The sequence below is a fragment of the Flavobacterium orientale genome, assembly GCF_014638005.1.
Taxonomy (GTDB): domain Bacteria; phylum Bacteroidota; class Bacteroidia; order Flavobacteriales; family Flavobacteriaceae; genus Flavobacterium; species Flavobacterium orientale.
Genome location: NZ_BMFG01000008.1, coordinates 109604 through 131989 on the forward strand (window position 1 = coordinate 109604; position 22386 = coordinate 131989).

Genomic DNA, 22386 nt, shown 5'->3' on the forward strand with positions numbered 1-22386 from the left:
AAATTCGTGCCCATCCTATGGCTAATGATTCCATTTTTATACTAGCAATAGAAAGTTCTTGTGACGATACTTCTGCAGCTGTTTTACAAAACGATAAAGTGCTGTCAAATGTTGTAGCAAATCAGTCCGTTCATGTGGCTTTTGGCGGTGTTGTTCCGGAACTTGCTTCAAGAGCTCATCAGCAAAACATGATTCCTGTGGTTGACCAGGCTTTAAGAAAAGCAGGGATTCAAAAATCGCAATTAAGTGCAATCGCTTTTACGCAAGGCCCCGGATTAATGGGTTCTTTGTTGGTTGGAAGTTCGTTTGCAAAATCGTTAGCAATGGCTTTATCTATTCCGTTAATTGCTGTGCATCACATGCAAGGTCATATTTTAGCTCATTTTATTGATGAAGAAGGTTATGACAAACCCGAATTTCCTTTTTTAGCATTAACTATTTCTGGTGGACACACTCAAATTATTAAAGTTACTGACTTTTTTACCATGGAAATTATTGGTGAAACCACCGATGATGCAGTTGGTGAAGCTTTTGACAAATCGGCTAAAATACTTGGCTTGCCTTATCCCGGTGGTCCATTGGTTGATAAACACGCTCAATTAGGGAATCCAAAAGCATTTTCTTTTACAAAGCCTAAAGTGCCAGGATTGGACTTTAGTTTTTCAGGCTTAAAAACTCAAATTTTATATTTTATTCAAAAAAAGGTTAAAGAGAATCCAAAATTTATTGAAGAAAATTTGAATGATATTTGTGCTTCCATTCAAAATGCCATTATTGAAATTATTATGGAAAAATTAAAAATGGCTGTTACTCAAACTGCTATAAAACAAATTGCAATTGGTGGCGGTGTTTCAGCTAATTCAGGAATTAGAAAAACCATAAAAGAAGCAGAAAACAAGTATGGTTGGAAAACTTATATTCCAAAATTTGAATATACCACAGATAATGCTGCAATGATTGGAATTGTTGGATATTATAAATATCTTAACAAACAATTTGAAGAATTAAACGTAGTTTCGAAACCACGAATTGAGATATAAAATGCAATTATTTTATTTTCCTTCACTCACAGAACAAACAAAAAGTTTCTCTTTTTCAAAAGAAGAAAGCAAACACATTGTGAAAGTTCTTCGCAAAAAAGAAAACGACAACTTATTTGTTACTAATGGTTTAGGCTACTTGTTCTCAACTAAAATAGCAATTGCTTCAGAAAGCAAATGCACAGTTGATATTCTTTCGTTTGAAAAACAAGAGTCGTCTAAAGTACATTTACATTTAGCTGTTGCTCCAACAAAAATGAACGAAAGGTATGAATGGTTTTTAGAAAAAGTTACAGAAATTGGCATTCAAGAAATCACTCCATTAATTTGTGATCATTCTGAAAGAAAGATAGTTAAAACCGAGCGTTTTGAAAAAATTTTGCTATCAGCCATGAAACAATCCAATCAATATTTTTTACCGAAATTGAACCATCCCATTTCGTTTAAAGAGTTTATAAAACAAAATATATCCGGTCAAAAGTTTATCGCACATTGTTATGAATCTGAAAAAACAACTTTTAAAAGCAGTTTTAATTTAAACGAAGCTGTTTTGTTGTTGATTGGCCCTGAAGGTGATTTTTCAATAGAAGAAGTTGCTTTGGCTGAAGCCAATAATTTTAAACCCGTTTCATTAGGAACCACACGTTTACGTACAGAAACAGCCGCAATTATAGGTTGTCATACTGTAGCAGTAATGCAATCAAATTAAAAAAAATGAAAAAATTAGTTTTCCTATTATTTGTAATTACATTTTCAAATGCTCAAGAAATTGCCTTATTAAAATATAATGGAGGTGGTGATTGGTATGCCAACCCTACTTCGCTACCCAATTTGATAAACTTTTGTAATGCCACAATCGGAACAAAAATAAATGCAAAACCTGCAACTGTATCTCCGGGAAGTAGTGATATTTTTTCCTATCCGTTTGTACACATGACAGGACACGGAAACGTTGTTTTTAATGACCAAGAGGTGAAACAACTTCGAAATTATCTTACATCAGGAGGTTTTTTACATATTGATGATAACTTTGGAATGGATCAATATATCAAACGGGAAATCAAAAAACTATTTCCTGAAACAGATTTAGTGGAATTACCTTCCAATCATGTTTTGTTTCAAAAACCATTTTCTTTTCCTAACGGAATTCCAAAGATTCATGAACACGACAACCAAAAACCACAAGCGTTCGGGATTTTTGTAAAAAACCGATTGGTTTTGTTATATACTTATGAAACTGATTTAGGTGATGGATGGGAAGACCGCGAGGTACACAATAATCCTGAAGAAGTTAGGCAAATTGCTTTAAAAATGGGTGCCAATATAATTGACTATATATTTAATAACTAATAAAAAAACCCTGCAAATTGCAGGGTTTGATATTTTATATTGAATAACTAAAATAATTACTCAGCTATAATTTCATAAGGTAATTCAAATACTACCGAACGGTGTAAACGTACTGTAGCAGCATATTTACCTGTTCTTTTAACAGTACCTGAAGTAATGAATTTTCTATCAATTGAATGACCCGCTTTTTCTAAAGCTTCAACGATATCCATATTAGTTACTGAACCAAATAGTTTTTCACCACCTGCTTTTGCAACAATTTTAATATCTAAAGCTTTTAACGCATCAGCAATTTTAGTAGCATCATCAATTACTTTTTGCTCTTTGTGTGCTTTTTGTTTTAAATTTTCAGCTAAAACTTTTTTAGCAGAAGGTGTTGCTAAAGCTGCAAATCCTTGAGGAATCAAAAAGTTTCTACCATATCCTGGTTTTACAGAAACGATATCATCTTTGAAACCTAAATTTTGAACGTCTTGTTTTAAGATTAGTTCCATGTTGTTGTCCTTTTTTTATAGAAGTTAGCCCGCCAATGACGAGGCAACAACTTAATTAATTATTATTTTAATAAATCCGCCACATATGGCATTAAAGCTAAATGTCTAGCTCTTTTAACAGCTACTGACACTTTTCTTTGATATTTTAATGAAGTTCCTGTTAAACGTCTTGGTAAAATTTTACCTTGCTCGTTTACAAATTTCAATAAAAAGTCAGCATCTTTATAGTCAATATATTTAATACCTGACTTTTTGAAACGACAATACTTTTTAGTTTTGTTTGTATCTATGTTCAAAGGAGTAAGATATCTGATATCTCCTTCTTTTTTTCCTTTAGCTGATTGCTCGATTGTTGACATAGTAATTACGCTTTAACTTTTAATTTTTCTCTTCTTCTCTCTGCCCATGAAATAGCGTGTTTGTCAAGACTTACAGTCAAGAAACGCATAATTCTTTCGTCACGTCTAAACTCAGTTTCGAAACCAATGATGATTTCTCCTGGAGCAGTGAATTCAAACAAATGGTAAAAACCACTTTTTTTGTGTTGGATTTCATAAGCTAATTTTTTTAAGCCCCAATCCTCTTTTGATACCATCTTTGCTCCTCTAGAAGTAAGGTAATCTTCAAACTTACTCACTGTTTCCTTTATCTGTACTTCAGATAAAACGGGATTCAAGATGAAAACAGTCTCATAATGATTCATAATAAATTATTTAAAATTGTTAAATTGGGTGCAAAAATAGTCATTTATTTTAAACTGGCAATGGGAGTGCCTATTTTTTCGATATAACGCAAAAAAATCGGAGAAAAGCTTGTTTTTATCGATGAAATGCATTACGTTTGTTTCACCAAATCTATAATAATACGAATTATGAAACTAAATTGTGTCGTAGTCGATGATAGTTCTATCCAAAGAATGATCATTACCAAATTAGTAAATAACCACCAGAATCTCAATCTGGTTGGGGATTTTTCTAATGCTATTGAGGCAAAGAGCTGTATGTCGATACACTCTGTTGACCTAATCTTTCTCGATATTGAGATGCCAATTATTAGTGGCTTTGATTTTCTTGATGGACTTAAAATGAAACCTCAGATTATTTTTATTACATCCAAAGCTGATTATGCAGTTAAAGCATTTGATTATGATGCAACAGATTACTTACAAAAACCTATTTCTGTTGAACGTTTTGATGCCTCTGTAAAACGTGCTATGGACTTGTATCGTCTTCGAAATGAAGTTCACGACGAAGAAGGAGATTTTATCTTTATAAAAAGTAATTTGAAAAAATTAAAAATATTCACTTCAAAAATCAAATGGATTGAAGCTTATGGTGACTATGTTAAAGTAGTAACCGATGAAGACAGCAATTTGGTTCTTTCAACGATGAAATCATTTGAACAAGATCTTGATAAAGAACGTTTTTTACGTGTTCACAAGTCTTACATTGTAAATGTTGAAAAAATTGAGCGTTTCAATAGTAAGTTTGCTGAAATTGGAGTTACAAAAATTCCTTTGAGCAGAAATAAAAAAGACGATTTGAAAAAAGCTTTAGCTATTGCTTAAGTAACATCTACATTAACAACAAGCTTCACCGAACGATATTGCACAATAACATCAAAACTATTCAGTATTTTCTGGATAGTTTTTTTTGTTTGTTGTGGCGAAACAGTTTCCGGAATTTTAATCATTATAGTACGGATGTATTCGTTTCGTATTTTGCTGATTGCAGGCTCTTCCGGGCCTAAAACAGGCATTTGTAAATGTTGACTTAAGACTTGATACAACCAAATCGAACTCTCTTTGACCTTTTCAAAATCTTTGTGACGCAAAGTAATTTTTACTAATTTATAAAAAGGCGGGTATTTGAAAATTTGTCTTTCATACAATTGTTCTTTATACATTCCTTTATAATCAGTATGAGTTACCTGTTGAATAGTGTTGTGATTAGGATTATAGGTTTGAATAACAACCTTACCTTTTTTTTCTGATCTTCCTGCTCTTCCTGAAACTTGAGACATCATTTGATAACTACGTTCAAAAGCCCTAAAATCCGGAAAATACAACATATTGTCCGCATTCAAAATGCCTACCAAACTCACGTTGTCAAAATCCAAACCTTTGGCAAGCATTTGTGTTCCAACCAAAATATCAACTTCGCGATTTTGAAACTTATCAATGATTTTTTCATAGCCAAATTTTCCACGAGTGGTATCTTGATCCATTCGTTGAATCTTTTTATTGGGAAATAATGTAGCCAACTCCAACTCAATTTGTTCGGTTCCAAATCCTTTTGTAATTAAATCAACACTAGAACATTGATGACAATTGGTAGGTTTAGCAATAGAATGTCCGCAATAATGACAACGCAATTGGTTTTTAAACTTATGATAAGTCAAGCTCACATCGCAGTTGGGACATTGTGGCACGTGTCCGCAAGTGATACATTCTAACAAAGGAGCATAACCTCTTCTATTCTGAAAAAGTATAACTTGTTCACCTAATGAAAGTGCATTTGTAATCTCCTCCAACAAAGTATCACTAAAATGACCATTCATTCGCTTGCGGAAATATTTGTCTTTCAAATCAACTAAAAGAATTTCCGGCATTGGCACGTTATTATAACGTTCAAAAAGTTCTACTAATCCATATTTATTATTTTGTGTGTTATAATAGGTTTCTAAACTAGGAGTTGCAGAACCCAAAACCACTTTTGCCTGATGAAAATTAGCCAAAACCGTCACAGCATCACGAGCATGATAACGTGGTGCCGGATCTACTTGTTTAAAATTTTGTTCGTGTTCTTCATCAACTATCACCAATCCCAGATTAGAAAAAGGTAAAAACATTGCAGATCGGGCCCCTATCACAACTTGGGCTTTTGGTGAATTTTCTAAAACTTGATTCCAAACCTCCACCCTTTCATTGTTACTGTATTTTGAATGAAAAACGGCAACTTTATTTCCGAAAAACTTTCGTAGTCTTGAAAGCAATTGAGTTGTTAATGCAATTTCGGGCAACAAAAATAAAATTTGCTTGCCGGTGTCTAAAGATTCTTGAATCAGTTTGCTGTAAATTTCGGTTTTCCCGCTTGAGGTGACGCCATGAAGCAAACAAATATCTTTTTGAGTTAGTTGCTTTTTAATTTCCAATAAAGCCTTCTGTTGAGCTTCACTTAAAATTAATTCGGAATCCATTGCATCTGTTTTAAAATCTGTTCTGTCTTCGATCAAATGGTATTCTTCAAAAATTGCTTTGTCAATCAAAACTTTCAAAACCGCTGAAGAAACTGAAGTAAATTCGAGTAATTGTTTTACTGAAATCGGCTTTCTTTCTACTGCTTGCAATTGAAAAAATCCTAATAATAATTCACTTTGCTTTTTTGCTTTTATAACATTTAATAAATCGCTCAAAGCTTCATTTGATGCATAATTTTGATGTATTCGAATATATCGCACTAACTTTGGTTTGTATACTTCCTGAATTTCTTCCTGAAGCAACAATATGTTTTTATCGATTAATTTTTGAATAATCGGAAAAACATTTTTTTTGTTTAAAATAGCAATTACATCATTTATCTTTAAAGAGCTTTGATGTTGAAGAGCTTCAAAAATAAGAAACTCATCATCTGAAAGTGATAAATCATCTACAACTATCTCTTGTTTTGCTGAGAGTATTGTTTCGCTTTCTAAAAGTAATGTTGAAGGCAATGCCGCTCTGAAAACTTCGCCAATCGAACACATATAATAGGTTGCAATCCATTGCCAATGCTTTAACTGCCATTGGTTTACAATAGGTTTTTCGTCTAAAATTTGATGGATTTCTTTTGCTTCATATAACGATGGTGGATTTTGATGAAGTTCAAGTGCAATAGCTGTAAAGATTTTGCTTTTCCCAAACGGAACGGCAATTCGCATTCCGGGTTGTATGAAATGAAATTCTGTTTCCGATACTAAATAGGTAAAGGTTTTGTTTAATGCTAGCGGTAGAATGACTTCAACATAATAAGGCATAATTCAATTTTTAATGGGCAGATAAACTATTGTTATAGCTTAATCAAAAAGATTTTTTCGCTTTAATTTATTGATAGAAGCATTCAATTCAAATCCAAGTAACAAAATCATGCAGTTAATCCAGATATAAAACATCAAAATTAACAAGGTTCCGATGGATCCATAAAGTTCATTATACTTTGCAAATTTCACCACATAAATTCCAAAAACATAGGAGGATAAAAGTATTAATATTGTTGTAAAAACTGAGCCAATACTTATAAAAGATATATTAGATGTTTCTTTTGCTCCATATTTGTATAACAATGAGGTTGTGATTAAAATCATAATAATAACAAATCCATAACGAGTGAGCTGAATCAAGGAAATATTTCCCTCTACAACTTCGTGAAATTGAATACTTTGTATGAATACCTCAGAAATTAAAATTGCTGCCACTGTAACAATCAGCAGTAATGAAAAAAGCAATGACATGGCAAGAGCTATAAAATATTGACGAAAAAAACTTCTGGAAATAGTGATATGATACGATGTTTCAAAACCTCCCAAAATGGCATTAATTCCATTTGACATTAAAAAAATTGATAATATAAAACCCGAAGAAAGCAATCCTTGATAACTGTTGTTTAAAATATCGTCAATTATGCTTTTAATTGCTTCATAGGTATTTGGAGGAACTCCGTCTTCAACAAATTTCAAAAAATCATCTTGAAATCCTTCAATTGGAATAAAAGGAATCAAGTTTAAAATGAATAAAGCAAACGGAAATAAAGCCATGAAAAAACTAAAAGCAATGGCACCGGCACGATAGGAAAAAGCTCCTTTTATAATTCCTAAAAAATACAATTCCATTAAATCATAAAAAGACAAACCCTCTAACCACGGTAATTTTATCTTTTTAATAAAACGTACGATGTGTTTTAAAACCGGTATTTTATCAAGTTTTTCTTCAATTTCAATAGACATACTAGATTGCTTTTAAACTCAAGTCCATATTATAAACTGAATGCGTCAAGGCTCCCGAAGAAATGTAATTTACGCCACATGCTGCATAATTTCTAATTGTTTTTTCATTGATATTACCCGAACTTTCAGTTAAGCATTTGTTTCCTATAAGTTGTACCGCTTTTTTGGTCGTTTCAAAATCAAAATTATCTAACAAGATTCTATAAACGCCTCCACTTTCAAGAATTTCTTCTACCTCTTTTAGATTTCTGGCTTCAACAATAATTTTCAACTCTAAATTTTTAGTCGCTAAATAATCTTTTGTTTTTTGAATAGCTTTCGCAATTCCTCCGGCAAAATCATTGTGATTGTCTTTTAACATAATCATGTCATACAATGCAAACCTATGATTTTCGCCACCTCCAATTTTTACAGCCCATTTTTCAGCAGCTCTAAAACCGGGAGTCGTTTTTCGAGTATCCAATATTTTTGTAGTTGTACCTTGCAACAAGTCAACATATTTTTTTGTTTTTGTAGCAATGGCACTCATGCGTTGCATCGAATTTAAAACCAAACGCTCTGCTTTCAAAATAGATTGCGAACTTCCACTCACATGAAAAACAACATCACCATATTTTACTTCATTTCCATCTTCTATAAAAGTTTCAATTTCTAAAGTAGCATCTACATAGTGAAAAATCATTTTGGCAAATGCAACACCGGCAATAATCCCATCTTCTTTTACTAATAATTTGGCTTTTCCTAAAGCATTTTCAGGAATACAAGCCAAGGAACTGTGATCGCCTTCTCCAATATCTTCTCGTATACCGTTTTCAATAATTCCTAGTAATTCCTTTTGAAATTGAATTTCACTTATCATTTTATGCAGTTTAATAGTTTCGCTAAATTAGGAAATCGAAATGAATCTTTTGAACGAAATTGAAATAAAAAAACCACGCTTTTACGTGGCTTATTACTTTTAACTTTGTATTTATTTCTTTTTCTTGACTTCACAAGTGCTTTTTCCTAGCAACGCATAAAGCGGACAAAATGTTGTGAAAGAGGTTACAATTAAAATTACGCTTAGTGCTAAAACTATCCATTTTAAAGTTTGATTTTCAATTAGAGCTCCTGACATGAATAGAATCAGTAAAATAATACCAAAAATAATTCTAACGAAACGGTCCGTATTTCCAATATTTTTTTTCATAATTACAAAAGTGTTTGGTTTTTTAGTTGCCTAAAAATAATAAAAAAATATTGAAAGTGGGATTAAAATTTCAATTAGTTCGGTTCAACGACCGGCCCATCCCATTCTGAAATGCCTCCTGAAAGGTTGTATGTTTTTTCGAAACCTAATTGTTGCATGACTTGGCAAGCTTTTGCACTTCTGCTTCCGGCATGACAATACACATAATAGGATTTTGATTTATCCAATTCTTCTAACATATAGATAAAACCCTGACCTTTGTAAATATCAATGTTTATTGCTTTTGGAATAACTCCTCGTTCAAATTCTTCAGGTGTTCTCACGTCTAAAATAATAGCGTTATCATCGCTTTGGGCATCTACCCACCATTTTTCTTGTTGTAAATTCATTATTTTGAGTTACTGAGATTCTGAGTTGCTGAGTAGCTGAGAAAAACTCATTCACTCAGCCTCTCAGCCTCTCAGCAAATTATTAAACTTTTATCGAACAACCAATAGCTTTAGTTGTTTTTACGCTTACTTCTTTATTGTTTAGCAAAGCATTTACTGCATTTTCGACATATTTTTCTTTAACAGCTGATTCGTCAGCGTGATTGTCATCAATAGCTCCAATGTATTTTACTACATTTCCTTTATTGGTTTTTTCTAAAATATAAACGTGAGGCGTTTTCGTAGCTCCATATTGTGGATAAATTTTCTGACCTTCATCAAATAAATAAGGAAAAGTAAACCCTTTTTCTTTGGCTCGAACTTGCATTTTTTCAAAACTGTCTTCTTTTTGTTTTTCCGGATTGTTAGGATTTATAGCAATCACAGGATAGCCTAATTTTTTGTATTTTTTATCCAATGCAATAATTCTATCTTCATATGCTACTGCATACGGGCAATGATTACAGGTAAAAATCACGATATAACCTTTAGCATCTTTCATATCTCGTAAAGAAACTATCTGATTATCAATATTTTTCAAAGTAAAATCTGTAGCAATTGAGCCAATTTCATATCCTTTCTCAGAAGTTACCAGAGTAAACGAAGCTGCCACAACAGCCACAAATAACAATAAAGCTAATTTTAATTTTTTCATAATTTTTTAATTTAATAAGGATTTAATTTCGTTTTCTAATTCCGTTTCTGTAAATGCTTTTTCAAAAAACTTTCGCTTTTCATTTCTAAAAATAATTGTTGCAGGAATAGCTCCTGACCAATCTTTGTTTACTTTTTCAATCCAACTGTTTGCGTCAGGATCGTTTAACAAAACCACTTCTGCTTTTAAATCTTTTCTTTTGATAAATGGAATAACCCTACTCTCTGCCATTTTTGGAAAATCCAAACTCACTAAAATCATTTTAAATTTTCCGTCTTTGTATTTTTGATTCAATTTTTCAAAATGAGGCAATTCTTCAACACACGGCAAACACCAAGTTGCCCAAAAATTGACAACATAAGTCGTGTCATTCTTTTGATGAAACAAATGTTCGATACCACTATAATTATAAGAGTTTAATTTGATTCCTTCTTTTTCATAAGTAAGTAATGGTTTACTCACTACCTTTTGAGCTGAAACCAACATTGTAAGTAGTAATGTTACTAACAGCACTATAAACTTATAAAAATTGAGTATCATGAAGTATAATTTTCTATAAAAATAAGTAGTAAAATTTCACAACAATAAATCTTTAACAAAAATTTAATAGACATTTGTATATACAATTAAAATATTACTATACATTTGTACCTACAAATTTTGTAATTACAAATGAAGATAGAAGAAATAATAAAATCAAATTCTGCACTTTCGATTGAAAAGCGAACTGTGTTAAATATTATGTATTCACAAAATGTAATTGCAGATAAATTCAATGAACTTTTGAAATCATCCGACTTGTCTTCAGAACAATTTAATGTATTGCGAATTTTAAGAGGTCAAAAAGGGAAACCTGCAAACATGTGTGTCATTCAAGAACGAATGATTGCAAAAACCAGCAACACTACCCGATTGGTAGATAAATTACTTTTGAAAGGATTAGTTATTCGAGAAGTTTGCGAAGTCAATCGTCGTAAAATGGAAATCACTATTACTGAAAAAGGACTACAACTTTTATCAGAATTAGATCCTAAAATTGAAGCTCATGAAAATTTGTTTGCAAAAAATTTGACTTCAACTGAATTAGAAAATTTGAACATATTATTAGAAAAATACAGAACTTTATAACCAAAAATTGCTATGAATAATTTTATAGAAAGCCAAAAATGGCGTTATGCTACCAAAAAATTTGATGCTACCAAAAAAATTTCTCAACAAGATTTCGAAACCTTAAAAGAGGCAATTCAATTGAGCACATCTTCTTATGGATTACAGCCTTACCGAATTTTTATTATTGAAAACCCTGAACTTAGAGCACAACTTCAACCACTAGCTTGGGGTCAATCTCAAATTGTTGATGCTTCAGAAGTGTTAGTTTTCGCAAATATTACTAACTTTGGAGAAGCTGAAATTGATAATTATATCGCTAATTTAGCCAATACAAGAGGAATTCCTGTTGAGAGTGTAAAAGGTTATGCTGATTTTATGAAAATGAAAATCAATGCTTTAGCAGAAGATGACAGGAACAATTGGACATCAAAACAAACGTATTTAGCTTTAGGAAATTTATTGAATGCCGCAGCTGAATTAAAAATTGATGTAACACCAATGGAAGGTTTTGAACCTGAAAAAGTTAATGACCTTTTAGGTTTCAATGAAATGGGCTTAAATGCTTCTTTGATTGCGACCATTGGATATAGACATGAAGAAGACGCAACTCAACATTACAACAAAGTAAGAAAACCAAAAGAAGAATTATTTACAACATTATAAACTATAAACTAAAATTAAATAAACAATGAAAAATTTAAAAACTATCGCAATTGCATTAGTAGCTGTATTTTCTACTGTAACAGTAGCAGCTCAAAACAAAAAAATCAACGTTGAGAAAAGTAATATTGCTTGGGTTGGTAAAAAAGTAACCGGAGCTCACAATGGTACAATCAATTTTAATTCAGGAACTTTAGTTTTTGACGGAAAAAAATTAAAAGGTGGTTCCTTTGAAGTAGATATGAACTCTATCACAGTTTTAGATTTAGAAGCCGGAAAAGGAAAAGAAAAATTAGAAGGTCATTTAAAAGCTGATGATTTCTTTGGTGTTGCTAAACATTCAACAGCAAAACTGGAGTTTAAAAAAATTGCTGATCAAGGAAATGGTACTTATACCATAACTGCTGATCTTACAATTAAAAACATCACACAACCTATTACTTTTGAATTGGCTGTTACTGATGAAAGAGTTAGAACTACATTTATGGTGGATAGAACAAAATACGGAATTGAATACAAATCAAGCTCTATCTTCAGCGGAATTGGTGATGCAGCTATTAGCGACGATTTTGAATTGACTGTTACTTTGTTTTTCTAAAAAAAAACATATGGGAAAAATTGCTAAATCCTGATGCTAAAGTGTCAGGATTTTTTTTGCCTAAACAAATCATAAAAATTGATAATTTTAAACAAATCGTTTGGTTATTCAAATTACATCGCTACATTTGTGATTCAAATTAAAACATGAACACATTTTTAAATACAGCTTGGTGGTGGAACAACTTACGTCAGTCGTCGTGAGCTAGCTACCTATAGTTATATTTTTCAAAATATTTAAAAGGGCTTGTCAATCACGACAAGCCCTTTTTCTTTTTAATTCAATCAAATATGAAGCAATACAATTTAAATACTACGTATAAATCGGTTTTAGCCGACACCATCACGCCGGTGAGTGTTTACTTAAAAATTCGGGATAAATTTCCTAACAGTATATTGTTAGAAAGTTCCGATTATCACACCAGCGACAATAGTTTATCCTATATATGTTGTAATCCAATTGCGAGTTTTAAGGTTGAAAATAATGTCATTATAACTCATTTTCCGGATGGAAGTTCTGAAAATCATCCTATAAAAAAAGAAACTTCTATTACGAATGAAATTTCAAACTTTATGCAAAAATTTTCAGTAAATGGTCCGAATTTAAAATTTGCTTACAACGGATTATTTGGATTTACAAGTTATGAAGCCATTCGTTATTTTGAAAAAATTGAAATTTCAAAAAAGGATGATTCGATTGTTATACCCGAAATGTATTATGCTATTTACCAAAACGTTATCGCTATCAATCATTTTAACAACGAAGCGTTTCTTTTTTGCCATAGCATTTCTGATTATTCTAATATTGATGAAATGGAGCAATTGCTCCAAGTGAAAAATTTTGCTTCTTTTTCCTTTTCGAAAGTGGGAGAAACGGTTTCTAATTTAACCGATGAAAATTTTAAAGAACAAGTTACTTTAGCCAAAAAACACTGTCATCGTGGTGATGTTTTTCAGTTGGTTTTGTCGAGAAGATTTTCGCAAGTTTTCAAAGGAGATGAATTCAATGTCTATCGAGCTCTTCGAAACATCAACCCTTCACCCTATTTATTCTATTTTGATTATGGTGATTTTAAACTATTTGGATCATCGCCCGAAGCTCATTTGATTGTAAAAAACGGTGAAGCAGAAATTCATCCCATCGCCGGAACTTTCAAAAGAACCGGAAATGATGAAAACGATGCCATCCAAGCCAAAAAATTAGCCGAAGATGTCAAGGAAAACAGTGAACACGTGATGTTAGTCGATTTGGCTAGAAACGATTTAAGTCGAAATTGCAATCAAGTAAAAATTGAGAAATACAAAGAAATTCAGTTCTTTTCGCACGTCATTCACTTGGTTTCAAAAGTCATTGGAAAGCTAAAACCGGAAGCTAAAACAATGGATTTAGTGGCTTCCACATTTCCTGCAGGAACTTTAACCGGAGCTCCAAAACATAAAGCGATGCAACTAATTGAAAAAATCGAAAACACCAACCGAAGTTTTTACGGTGGAGCCATTGGTTTTATGGATTTTAGTGGTAATTTCAATCACGCAATTCTGATTCGAACTTTTATGAGTAAAAACCATCAATTGCACTATCAAGCTGGAGCCGGAATTGTAGAAAGTTCTTCCGAAGAAAACGAAATGCAAGAAGTCTACAACAAATTAAATGCGTTAAACAAAGCCTTAGAAATGGCACAAAAAATATAATTTCGATGAAAAAAATTATCATTATCGACAACTACGATAGTTTTACCTACAATTTGGTGCACTATTTAGAAGATTTGAATGCCGAAGTTACCGTTTTTAGAAACGATGAATTTGAGTTGAATGAACTGGAAAAATTCGACAAAATTCTCCTTTCGCCCGGTCCCGGAATTCCAGAAGAAGCCGGTTTATTATTGAATGTTATCAAAAAATATGCTTCAAGCAAAAGTATTCTAGGCATTTGTTTGGGTCAGCAAGCCATTGGCGAAGTTTTCGGTGGAAGTTTAATCAACCTCGAAAAAGTCTATCATGGCGTGGCTTCTAAAGTAAAAATAACCAAAGAAGATTCACTTTTCAATAATTTACCAACTGAATTTGAAGTAGGTCGGTACCATTCTTGGGTCATTAATCCCGATGATTTTCCGGAAGATTTAGAAATCACTTCCGTGGATGAAAACGGTGAAATTATGTCAATCCGACATAAAACATTAGATGTAAAAGGGGTTCAATACCATCCGGAAAGCATTTTAACGCCTAATGGGAAGAAGATATTAGAGAATTGGTTGGAGAGTTAGTCCGTCATCTGTTGTCGGTTCTCAGTTGTCTGTTGAAGCTTGACTAATTACCAATTACTTTTCACTAATCACTAAAAAACTATGAAAAACATACTCAATCAGTTAATCAATCACAAAACGCTGACGAAAGAAGAGGCGAGAAACGTACTGATTAACCTTTCGTCCGGACAATACAATGCGAGTCAAATGGCGGCTTTTATGACAGTTTATATGATGCGAAGCATTACCATCGAAGAGTTAACCGGTTTTCGGGAGGCATTATTGGAACTTTGTATTCCAATCGATTTTTCAAACTATGAAACCATCGATTTGTGCGGAACCGGTGGCGATGGAAAAGATACGTTCAACATTTCTACTTTAGCTTCCTTCGTAGTTGCCGGAGCGGGAATTAAAGTCGCAAAGCACGGAAATTATGGTGTTTCATCCATTTCCGGTTCAAGCAATGTGATGGAAAATTTAGGTGTAAAATTCAGCAATCAGCAAGATTATCTCGAAAAATGCTTGGCAGAAGCCAATATTGCCATTCTTCACGCTCCGTTATTTCATCCGGCGATGAAAAATGTAGGGCCAATTCGAAAAGAATTAGGCGTAAAAACATTCTTCAATATGCTCGGTCCAATGGTAAATCCGTCTTTTCCAAAAAATCAATTGGTAGGCGTTTTTAGTTTGGAATTGGCTCGGATGTATGCTTATTTGTATCAAAATACTACAACCAATTTTTCTATTTTATACGATCTAGAAGGTTTTGATGAAGTTTCGCTGACCGGAAATGTCAAAATTATTTCAAATTCATCGGAGAAAATTCTAAAACCGGAAGATTTTAATACCAAATCGGTCACTTTGCATCAAATTAAAGGTGGTGAAACCGTTGAAGAAGCAGCGAAAATTTTCATGACAATTCTATCCGGAAACGGAACTCAAATGCAAAATGATGTGGTTCTTGCGAATGCTGCCTTGGCAATTTCAATGATGAAGAAAATATCACTTGATGAAAGTTTGGCGATTGCAAAAGAAAGCTTGATAAGCGGAAAAGCTCTAGAAAAATTAAAAACACTTCAAAATCTCAGTCGATAATGAACATTTTAGATCAAATAATTGCTTCAAAAAAACGAGAAGTAGCGTTGAAAAAATCAATCATTCCAATAAAACAATTGGAACAATCGGTTTTGTTTGAACGAAAAACGAGTTCGTTGGTTCATCATTTATCGAATAGTTCAAGTGGAATAATTGCTGAACATAAACGCCGATCACCTTCCAAATCAGTCATCAATCAATCTAACTCGGTAGAAGAAATTGTAAAAGGTTATGAAAATGGCGGTGCATCAGGAATTTCTATTCTAACTGATAATCAGTATTTTGGCGGTTCTTTGGACGATTTAATTTTAGCAAGAGCCAGCACCAATTTACCGCTTTTGCGAAAGGATTTTATGGTAGATGAATTCCAAATCATTGAAGCCAAAGCTTTTGGAGCAGATGTAATTTTGTTGATTGCAGCTGTTTTAACTCGAGAGGAAATCAAAAATTTATCTGAATTGGCAAAGTCACTTAAATTAGAAGTATTATTAGAAGTTCACAACCAAGAAGAACTTCAAAAATCAATCCTTTCAAGTTTAGATTTAATTGGTGTAAACAACAGAAACTTAAAAACATTTGAAGTTGATTTAGATTATAGCAAACAATTAGCAGAACATATTCCGAGTGATTTTATTAAGATTTCCGAAAGTGGAATTGATGCCTCTGAATCGATTTTAGAATTAAAAGAATACGGATTTAAAGGATTTTTAATGGGTGAATATTTTATGAAAAGTAAAAATCCTGAAAATGAGATGAAAGAATTTATTAAAAATATGAAGCTATGAAATTAAAAATTTGTGGGATGAACAATCAGGAAAACACACTTTCCATCAGTGAATTGCAACCTGATTTTTTGGGATTTATTTTTTGGAAAGATTCCATACGTTTTTGCGAAGAGATCATTGAAAATATTCCGGACGATATTCTCAAAGTTGGGATTTTTGTTGATGCTGATTATAATGATATTGTTGATAAAGTTATTGCACATAAACTAAACCTTGTGCAATTACACGGTAATGAATCGCCTGATTTCTGTACAGAAATAAGAAAAACGAATATTAAAGTAATTAAATCAATAAAAATAGACAATGAATTGAATTTTAATGAATTGAATTATAACAAAGATTGTGTTGATTATTTTATTTTTGATACAAAAGGTGAACTTCCTGGCGGCAACGGAACAACATTTGAATGGGAAATTTTAAATGATTATAACGAAGATATTCCATTCTTTTTAAGTGGAGGAATTAGCTTAAACGATTGGCCAAAACTGGAAAAATTTCTTCAATCTAAAGCAGCAAAAAATTGTTTTGCTATTGACATTAATAGTCAATTTGAAGAGGAACCCGGTATCAAAAACAAACAAAAAATTAAAGAATTTCAAGAAAAATTAAATCAAATGCGATGAATTATCAAGTAGATGAAAAAGGATTTTATGGCGAATTTGGTGGGGCGTTTATTCCGGAAATGCTGTATCCTAATATCGAAGAACTTCGATTGAACTATTTAAAAATCACTGCAGAACCAAGCTTTAAAAAAGAATTTATGGAATTGCTGGTGGATTACGTAGGTCGTCCTACTCCACTCTATTTTGCCAAGCGTTTATCCGAACAGTACAACACTAAAATATATCTGAAAAGAGAAGATCTATGCCACACCGGAGCTCATAAAATCAATAATACGATTGGCCAAATATTGATTGCCAAACGATTAGGAAAAACCCGAATCATTGCCGAGACTGGTGCAGGGCAACACGGCGTTGCCACAGCCACTGTTTGTGCTTTAATGGGTTTGGAATGTGTAATTTATATGGGCGAAATCGACATTAAACGTCAAGCTCCGAACGTGGCCAGAATGAAAATGCTTGGAGCGGAAGTCAGACCAGCCACTTCCGGTTCAAAAACCTTGAAAGATGCTACCAACGAAGCCATTCGCGATTGGATTAACAATCCTGAAAACACCTACTACATTATTGGTTCTGTGGTTGGACCTCATCCCTATCCGGATATGGTGGCACGTTTTCAAGCCGTAATTTCTGAGGAAATCAAAGCTCAATTAGAAGAAAAAGAAGGAACGGAATTTCCCGACTACGTTATTGCGTGTGTCGGTGGCGGAAGCAACGCTGCCGGAGCTTTTTACCATTTTTTGGAAGATGAAAATGTCAACCTAATTGCGGTTGAAGCAGCCGGAAAAGGAGTTGAATCCGGTGAAAGTGCGGCGACATCAATTTTAGGAAAAATGGGTATCATTCATGGTAGCAAAACACTTTTGATGCAATCGAACGATGGACAAATCACGGAACCTTACTCAATTTCCGCAGGTTTGGATTATCCGGGCGTTGGTCCGCTACACTCCCATCTGCATCAAACAAAACGAGCCGAATTTATTGCGATAACCGATGATGAAGCAATGCAGTCCGGCTGGGAATTATCACAAACAGAAGGCATTATTCCGGCGATTGAAACCGCTCACGCCTTTGCCGTTTTAAACAAAAAACAATTTGAACCTAATAATATAGTGGTGATTAATCTTTCCGGTCGCGGTGATAAAGATTTGAGCACCTATATTGATTATTTTAATTTACGCTAGAAATGAATCGAATAAATTCAAAACTTCAAGAAGACAAAAAAATCTTATCCATCTATTTTACAGCGGGTTATCCAAATTTAGATGACACAACCAAAATCATTTCTGAATTAGAAAAAAGTGGCGTTGATATGATTGAAATCGGATTGCCTTTCAGTGATCCCATAGCCGATGGTCCAACTATACAAGCGAGTTCCACAAAAGCATTACAAAACGGAATGACAACTAAACTACTTTTTGAACAACTAATAAAAATTCGTGAAAAGGTTAAAACTCCGCTTATTATCATGGGTTATTTTAATCCGATAATGCAATTTGGATTGGAGAATTTCTGTCAAAAATGTCAAGAAGTTGGGATTGACGGGTTAATTATTCCTGATTTGCCTTTGGAAATCTATGAATCGGATTATAAAGAACTATTTGAAACATACGACTTAAAGAACATTTTTTTAATCACACCACAAACTTCGGACGAACGAATTTTAAAAATTGACGCCATTTCAAACAGTTTTATTTATATGGTGAGTTCGTCAAGTGTAACCGGAAATCAAATTGGATTCAATGAAATTCAGGAAGATTATTTCGAACGAATTGCTTCTATGAATTTAAAAAATTCGCAAATAATTGGATTTGGAATTTCAGACAAAAAAACTTTTCAACAAGCAACAAAACATCAAAAAGGAGCTATTATTGGAAGCGGTTTTATCAATTTTATTAATGACAATGCTGCTTCAAATATCTCAAATTATATCAATAATTTTTTTTAATCAAACTATTTCAATAGTATTCATTTACCAAAAAGCAAAATGAAACTATAAGTTTTTTAGTTAATTTTCAATCCCTTTTAATAATTAAAAAACACAATCCTAAATATTTTGATTAAAAAAACTTCCGATTTAATGTTGATTTCAAAATAAATTGTAAATTTGCACCCACATTTGGACCAACCTCTGACGAGAATCGTGTATGTTGCTCTGATAATCACTATTTTAACTTAATTGTTATGGCAGATTTAATGAAATTCGTTCAAGACGAATTTGTTACAAAAAAAGACTTTCCGGAATTCGGAGCAGGTGATACTATCACTGTTTATTATGAAATTAAAGAGGGTGAAAAAACTAGAACCCAGTTCTTTAAAGGAGTTGTAATTCAACGTAGAGGATCAGGTGCAACAGAAACGTTCACTATCCGTAAAATGTCAGGAGCTGTTGGTGTGGAAAGAATTTTCCCTGTAAACATGCCTGCACTTCAAAAAGTAGAAGTTAACCAAAGAGGTAAAGTTAGAAGAGCTCGTATTTTCTACTTCAGAGATCTTACAGGTAAAAAAGCAAAAATCAAAGAAAGAAGAAGATAATCAACTTTCTAATCATAAAAAATCCCGTTTTGAAATTCTTAACGGGATTTTTTTATTTAAATGCTTAAATTAAAATCTAATTTGAACAATCAAAAATTTAACTATTATCAAAAAAAGTAGTTTAAATTGTCAAATTGCTATTTTTTAAGGCTCAGATTATTATATCTTTAATTCAATCGTTTTCGTAACAACAGAATTCTTTAAATAGTTATGATTTTCTTATCTTTGTAATCCTGATTTTTTCAGAAAAGCTTACAAACAAAAACAAACAAACACATCATGTCAAAATCCAAAATTATTTATACAATTACGGATGAAGCTCCTATGCTTGCCACTCATTCTTTTTTACCTATTGTAAAAGCCTTTACTGCTCCTGCAGCCATTTCAGTAGAAACCCGAGATATTTCTTTAGCCGGAAGAATTATTGCTAATTTTGCTGACTATTTAAAACAAGACCAACGCATTAATAATGATTTAGCCGAATTAGGTCAACTAGCAACAACTCCTGAAGCTAATATTATCAAACTTCCTAATATTTCCGCTTCTGTTCCTCAATTAAAAGAGGCGATTGCTGAACTACAAAAATTAGGATATGCCATTCCTGATTTTGTTGAAAACCCACAAACTGAAGAAGAGAAAACCATCAAAGCCAAGTTTGCAAAAGTATTAGGTTCGGCAGTAAATCCGGTTCTTCGTGAAGGAAATTCAGATCGTCGTGCTCCAAAAGCAGTTAAAAACTACGCTCGTAAACATCCTCACAGTATGGGGGCTTGGAGTGCCGATTCTAAAACGCACGTTGCTCATATGACCGGTGGTGATTTTTATGGTAGTGAGCAATCGGTTTCGATACCTGAAGCAACTACTTTCAAAATTGTTTTCGAATCAAAAGACGGTTCAACTAAAATATTAAAGGACACTACGCCTTTAAAAGCAGGTGAAATCATTGATAGTTCTGTGATGAACTTGAAATCATTAAAACAATTCATTGCCAATGAAATTGAAGATGCAAAAGCCAAAAATGTTTTGTTTTCGGTGCATTTAAAAGCTACAATGATGAAAGTTTCCGACCCCATTATTTTTGGAGCTATTGTGGATGTTTTCTTTGCAGATGTTTTTGAAAAATTTGCCGATTTATTTAAAGAATTAGGCGTAAACACTAAAAATGGTTTGGGTGATGTGTATGATAAAATTTCCGGTCATCCAAAACAAGCGGAAGTTGAAGCTGCTTTAACGGAAGCTATGGCAAAAGGACCAGCTATTGCAATGGTAAATTCTGATAAAGGAATTACCAATCTTCACGTTCCTTCAGATGTGATTGTGGATGCTTCAATGCCGGCGATGATTCGAACTTCCGGACAAATGTGGAATGCCGCAGGAAAATCTCAAGATACTAAAGCGATTATTCCGGATAGATGTTATGCCGGAGTTTATACCGCTACTATTGATTTTTGTAAAAAACACGGAGCTTTTGATCCAAAAACCATGGGAAGTGTTCCCAATGTTGGTTTGATGGCACAAGCTGCGGAAGAATATGGTTCGCACGACAAAACCTTCCAAATGGATGATTATGGAACTGTGAAAGTGATTAATGGTGAAGGTGCTGTTTTGATGCAACAAGCAGCCGAAAAAGGCGATATCTTCAGAATGTGTCAAGTGAAAGATGCACCTATTCAAGATTGGGTAAAATTAGCCGTAAACCGTTCAAGATTATCCAACACTCCGGCTGTTTTTTGGTTGGATGAAAACCGAGCTCACGACAGACAAATTATCGAAAGAGTAAATTTATATTTAAAAAATCACGATACAAGCGGATTAGATATTCGTATTCTAAATCCAATTGATGCGACTACTTTCACCTTAGAAAGAATCATCAAAGGATTAGACACCATCTCTGTAACCGGAAACGTTTTACGTGATTACTTAACTGATTTGTTTCCGATTTTAGAGGTTGGTACTTCAGCTAAAATGTTATCAATTGTTCCGTTAATGAATGGCGGTGGATTATTTGAAACCGGTGCCGGTGGTTCTGCTCCAAAACATGTAGAACAATTTATTGAAGAAGGTTATTTGCGTTGGGATTCATTAGGCGAATTCTTAGCTCTTGGCGTTTCGTTAGAACATTTAGGGCAGTCGTTGAATAATTCAAAAGCGTTGGTTCTTTCAGAAACATTAGATGCAGCAACTGAAAAATTCTTAGAAACCGATAAATCTCCAGCTCGAAAAGTAGGTCAAATCGATAATCGAGGTTCACATTTTTACTTGGCATTCTATTGGGCTCAAGCATTAGCAGAACAAAATAAAGATGAAGAATTAAAAAACCTCTTCACTCCTATTGCTAAAGAATTAACTGAAAATGAAGCTAAAATCAATGAAGAATTGATTGGTTCGCAAGGCAAAAAGCAAGAAATCGGTGGTTATTACAAACCTGATTTTAAATTATTAGAAAAAGCGATGCGTCCGAGTTCAACCTTGAATGCAGTTTTGGCGAAGTTGAATTAAAAAATATATTTTCTCATTATAAAAAGACAATCCTAACCGGTTGTCTTTTTTTGTTTCATTTTAAACCCTAAATTTATAAAATTGAAAAAAGTTTTAGGTTCTTCCC

The 22386-nt window shown here is 33.0% G+C and carries 26 protein-coding genes; 16 read left to right on the plus strand and 10 right to left on the minus strand.

What is annotated here, in order from left to right; translation table 11 throughout:
• Positions 1 to 17: 17 nt before the first annotated feature.
• The 3 genes from tsaD to IEV15_RS11070 are packed head-to-tail and all read left to right on the plus strand — an operon-like array spanning position 18 to position 2390.
• A complete protein-coding gene (tsaD, locus tag IEV15_RS11060) occupies positions 18 to 1040 on the plus strand; it encodes a tRNA (adenosine(37)-N6)-threonylcarbamoyltransferase complex transferase subunit TsaD (RefSeq protein ID WP_188362591.1) in 1023 nt (340 codons plus the stop codon).
• Between the two features lies 1 nt (position 1041).
• Positions 1042 to 1749, plus strand: coding sequence for a 16S rRNA (uracil(1498)-N(3))-methyltransferase (locus tag IEV15_RS11065; RefSeq protein ID WP_188362592.1), 708 nt, complete (start codon positions 1042 to 1044; stop codon positions 1747 to 1749).
• Between the two features lie 5 nt (positions 1750 to 1754).
• On the plus strand, positions 1755 to 2390 hold the full coding sequence (locus IEV15_RS11070) for a DUF4159 domain-containing protein (protein WP_188362593.1): 636 nt from the start codon (positions 1755 to 1757) through the stop codon (positions 2388 to 2390).
• Positions 2391 to 2446: 56 nt separating this feature from the next.
• On the opposite strand, the gene rplI is transcribed toward IEV15_RS11070, so the two are convergent.
• From rplI to rpsF, 3 genes are all read right to left on the minus strand, one after another.
• Positions 2447 to 2884, minus strand: a complete 438-nt coding sequence (rplI, locus tag IEV15_RS11075) for a 50S ribosomal protein L9 (protein WP_188362594.1) — start codon at positions 2882 to 2884, stop codon at positions 2447 to 2449.
• Between the two features lie 62 nt (positions 2885 to 2946).
• Complete coding sequence (gene rpsR / locus IEV15_RS11080; protein ID WP_112087383.1) at positions 2947 to 3243, minus strand: 30S ribosomal protein S18; 297 nt, start codon at positions 3241 to 3243, stop codon at positions 2947 to 2949.
• Between the two features lie 5 nt (positions 3244 to 3248).
• Positions 3249 to 3587 carry a 30S ribosomal protein S6 gene (rpsF, locus tag IEV15_RS11085; RefSeq protein WP_188362595.1) on the minus strand — a complete coding sequence of 113 codons (339 nt, stop codon included), beginning with the start codon at positions 3585 to 3587 and terminating at the stop codon, positions 3249 to 3251.
• A 168-nt stretch (positions 3588 to 3755) separates the two neighbouring features.
• On the opposite strand from rpsF, the gene IEV15_RS11090 reads away from it, so the two are divergent.
• Positions 3756 to 4451 (plus strand): LytR/AlgR family response regulator transcription factor, encoded by a 696-nt coding sequence (locus IEV15_RS11090; RefSeq protein ID WP_188362596.1) that lies wholly within the window; start codon positions 3756 to 3758, stop codon positions 4449 to 4451.
• Here the strand turns inward: IEV15_RS11090 and priA are convergent.
• From priA to IEV15_RS11125, 7 genes are all read right to left on the minus strand, one after another.
• Positions 4448 to 6898: a replication restart helicase PriA gene (gene priA, locus IEV15_RS11095; protein ID WP_188362597.1), complete on the minus strand. Its 2451-nt coding sequence runs from the start codon at positions 6896 to 6898 to the stop codon at positions 4448 to 4450. The genes IEV15_RS11090 and priA overlap by 4 nt on opposite strands.
• 39 nt (positions 6899 to 6937) lie before the next feature.
• Positions 6938 to 7864 (minus strand): YihY/virulence factor BrkB family protein, encoded by a 927-nt coding sequence (locus IEV15_RS11100; protein WP_188362598.1) that lies wholly within the window; start codon positions 7862 to 7864, stop codon positions 6938 to 6940.
• A 1-nt stretch (position 7865) separates the two neighbouring features.
• Entirely contained in the window at positions 7866 to 8723 is an 858-nt protein-coding gene (nadC, locus tag IEV15_RS11105; RefSeq protein WP_188362599.1) for a carboxylating nicotinate-nucleotide diphosphorylase, read from the minus strand.
• Positions 8724 to 8834: 111 nt separating this feature from the next.
• Entirely contained in the window at positions 8835 to 9053 is a 219-nt protein-coding gene (locus IEV15_RS11110) for a YgaP family membrane protein (protein ID WP_188362600.1), read from the minus strand.
• 74 nt (positions 9054 to 9127) lie between these two features.
• Complete coding sequence (locus IEV15_RS11115) at positions 9128 to 9442, minus strand: rhodanese-like domain-containing protein (protein ID WP_188362601.1); 315 nt, start codon at positions 9440 to 9442, stop codon at positions 9128 to 9130.
• A gap of 82 nt (positions 9443 to 9524) precedes the next feature.
• Positions 9525 to 10136: a thioredoxin family protein gene (locus tag IEV15_RS11120; RefSeq protein WP_188362602.1), complete on the minus strand. Its 612-nt coding sequence runs from the start codon at positions 10134 to 10136 to the stop codon at positions 9525 to 9527.
• A gap of 6 nt (positions 10137 to 10142) precedes the next feature.
• Positions 10143 to 10676: a TlpA disulfide reductase family protein gene (locus tag IEV15_RS11125; protein ID WP_188362603.1), complete on the minus strand. Its 534-nt coding sequence runs from the start codon at positions 10674 to 10676 to the stop codon at positions 10143 to 10145.
• Between the two features lie 132 nt (positions 10677 to 10808).
• Here IEV15_RS11125 and IEV15_RS11130 point away from each other — a divergent pair, with 132 nt between their 5' ends.
• The 12 genes from IEV15_RS11130 (at position 10809) to IEV15_RS11185 (ending at position 22280) form a co-directional block, all read left to right on the plus strand.
• Complete coding sequence (locus IEV15_RS11130; RefSeq protein WP_188362604.1) at positions 10809 to 11264, plus strand: MarR family winged helix-turn-helix transcriptional regulator; 456 nt, start codon at positions 10809 to 10811, stop codon at positions 11262 to 11264.
• Positions 11265 to 11276: 12 nt separating this feature from the next.
• Positions 11277 to 11909: an NAD(P)H-dependent oxidoreductase gene (locus IEV15_RS11135; protein WP_188362605.1), complete on the plus strand. Its 633-nt coding sequence runs from the start codon at positions 11277 to 11279 to the stop codon at positions 11907 to 11909.
• A 25-nt stretch (positions 11910 to 11934) separates the two neighbouring features.
• Positions 11935 to 12504, plus strand: coding sequence for a YceI family protein (locus IEV15_RS11140; RefSeq protein WP_188362606.1), 570 nt, complete (start codon positions 11935 to 11937; stop codon positions 12502 to 12504).
• A 290-nt stretch (positions 12505 to 12794) separates the two neighbouring features.
• Entirely contained in the window at positions 12795 to 14195 is a 1401-nt protein-coding gene (locus IEV15_RS11145) for an anthranilate synthase component I family protein (protein WP_188362607.1), read from the plus strand.
• A 5-nt stretch (positions 14196 to 14200) separates the two neighbouring features.
• Positions 14201 to 14767, plus strand: a complete 567-nt coding sequence (locus IEV15_RS11150) for an anthranilate synthase component II (protein ID WP_188362608.1) — start codon at positions 14201 to 14203, stop codon at positions 14765 to 14767.
• A gap of 81 nt (positions 14768 to 14848) precedes the next feature.
• Complete coding sequence (gene trpD, locus IEV15_RS11155; protein ID WP_188362609.1) at positions 14849 to 15841, plus strand: anthranilate phosphoribosyltransferase; 993 nt, start codon at positions 14849 to 14851, stop codon at positions 15839 to 15841.
• A complete protein-coding gene (trpC, locus tag IEV15_RS11160) occupies positions 15841 to 16626 on the plus strand; it encodes an indole-3-glycerol phosphate synthase TrpC (RefSeq protein WP_188362610.1) in 786 nt (261 codons plus the stop codon). Before trpD ends, trpC begins: the two co-directional genes overlap by 1 nt.
• Positions 16623 to 17249, plus strand: a complete 627-nt coding sequence (locus IEV15_RS11165; protein ID WP_229734145.1) for a phosphoribosylanthranilate isomerase — start codon at positions 16623 to 16625, stop codon at positions 17247 to 17249. The genes trpC and IEV15_RS11165 overlap by 4 nt, the downstream gene beginning before the upstream one ends.
• Positions 17246 to 18430 carry a tryptophan synthase subunit beta gene (gene trpB / locus IEV15_RS11170; RefSeq protein ID WP_188362611.1) on the plus strand — a complete coding sequence of 395 codons (1185 nt, stop codon included), beginning with the start codon at positions 17246 to 17248 and terminating at the stop codon, positions 18428 to 18430. The genes IEV15_RS11165 and trpB overlap by 4 nt, the downstream gene beginning before the upstream one ends.
• A gap of 2 nt (positions 18431 to 18432) precedes the next feature.
• Complete coding sequence (trpA, locus tag IEV15_RS11175) at positions 18433 to 19194, plus strand: tryptophan synthase subunit alpha (protein WP_188362612.1); 762 nt, start codon at positions 18433 to 18435, stop codon at positions 19192 to 19194.
• A gap of 236 nt (positions 19195 to 19430) precedes the next feature.
• Complete coding sequence (rplS, locus tag IEV15_RS11180) at positions 19431 to 19781, plus strand: 50S ribosomal protein L19 (RefSeq protein ID WP_188362613.1); 351 nt, start codon at positions 19431 to 19433, stop codon at positions 19779 to 19781.
• 276 nt (positions 19782 to 20057) lie between these two features.
• Positions 20058 to 22280 (plus strand): NADP-dependent isocitrate dehydrogenase, encoded by a 2223-nt coding sequence (locus tag IEV15_RS11185; RefSeq protein ID WP_188362634.1) that lies wholly within the window; start codon positions 20058 to 20060, stop codon positions 22278 to 22280.
• Positions 22281 to 22386 lie beyond the last annotated feature (106 nt).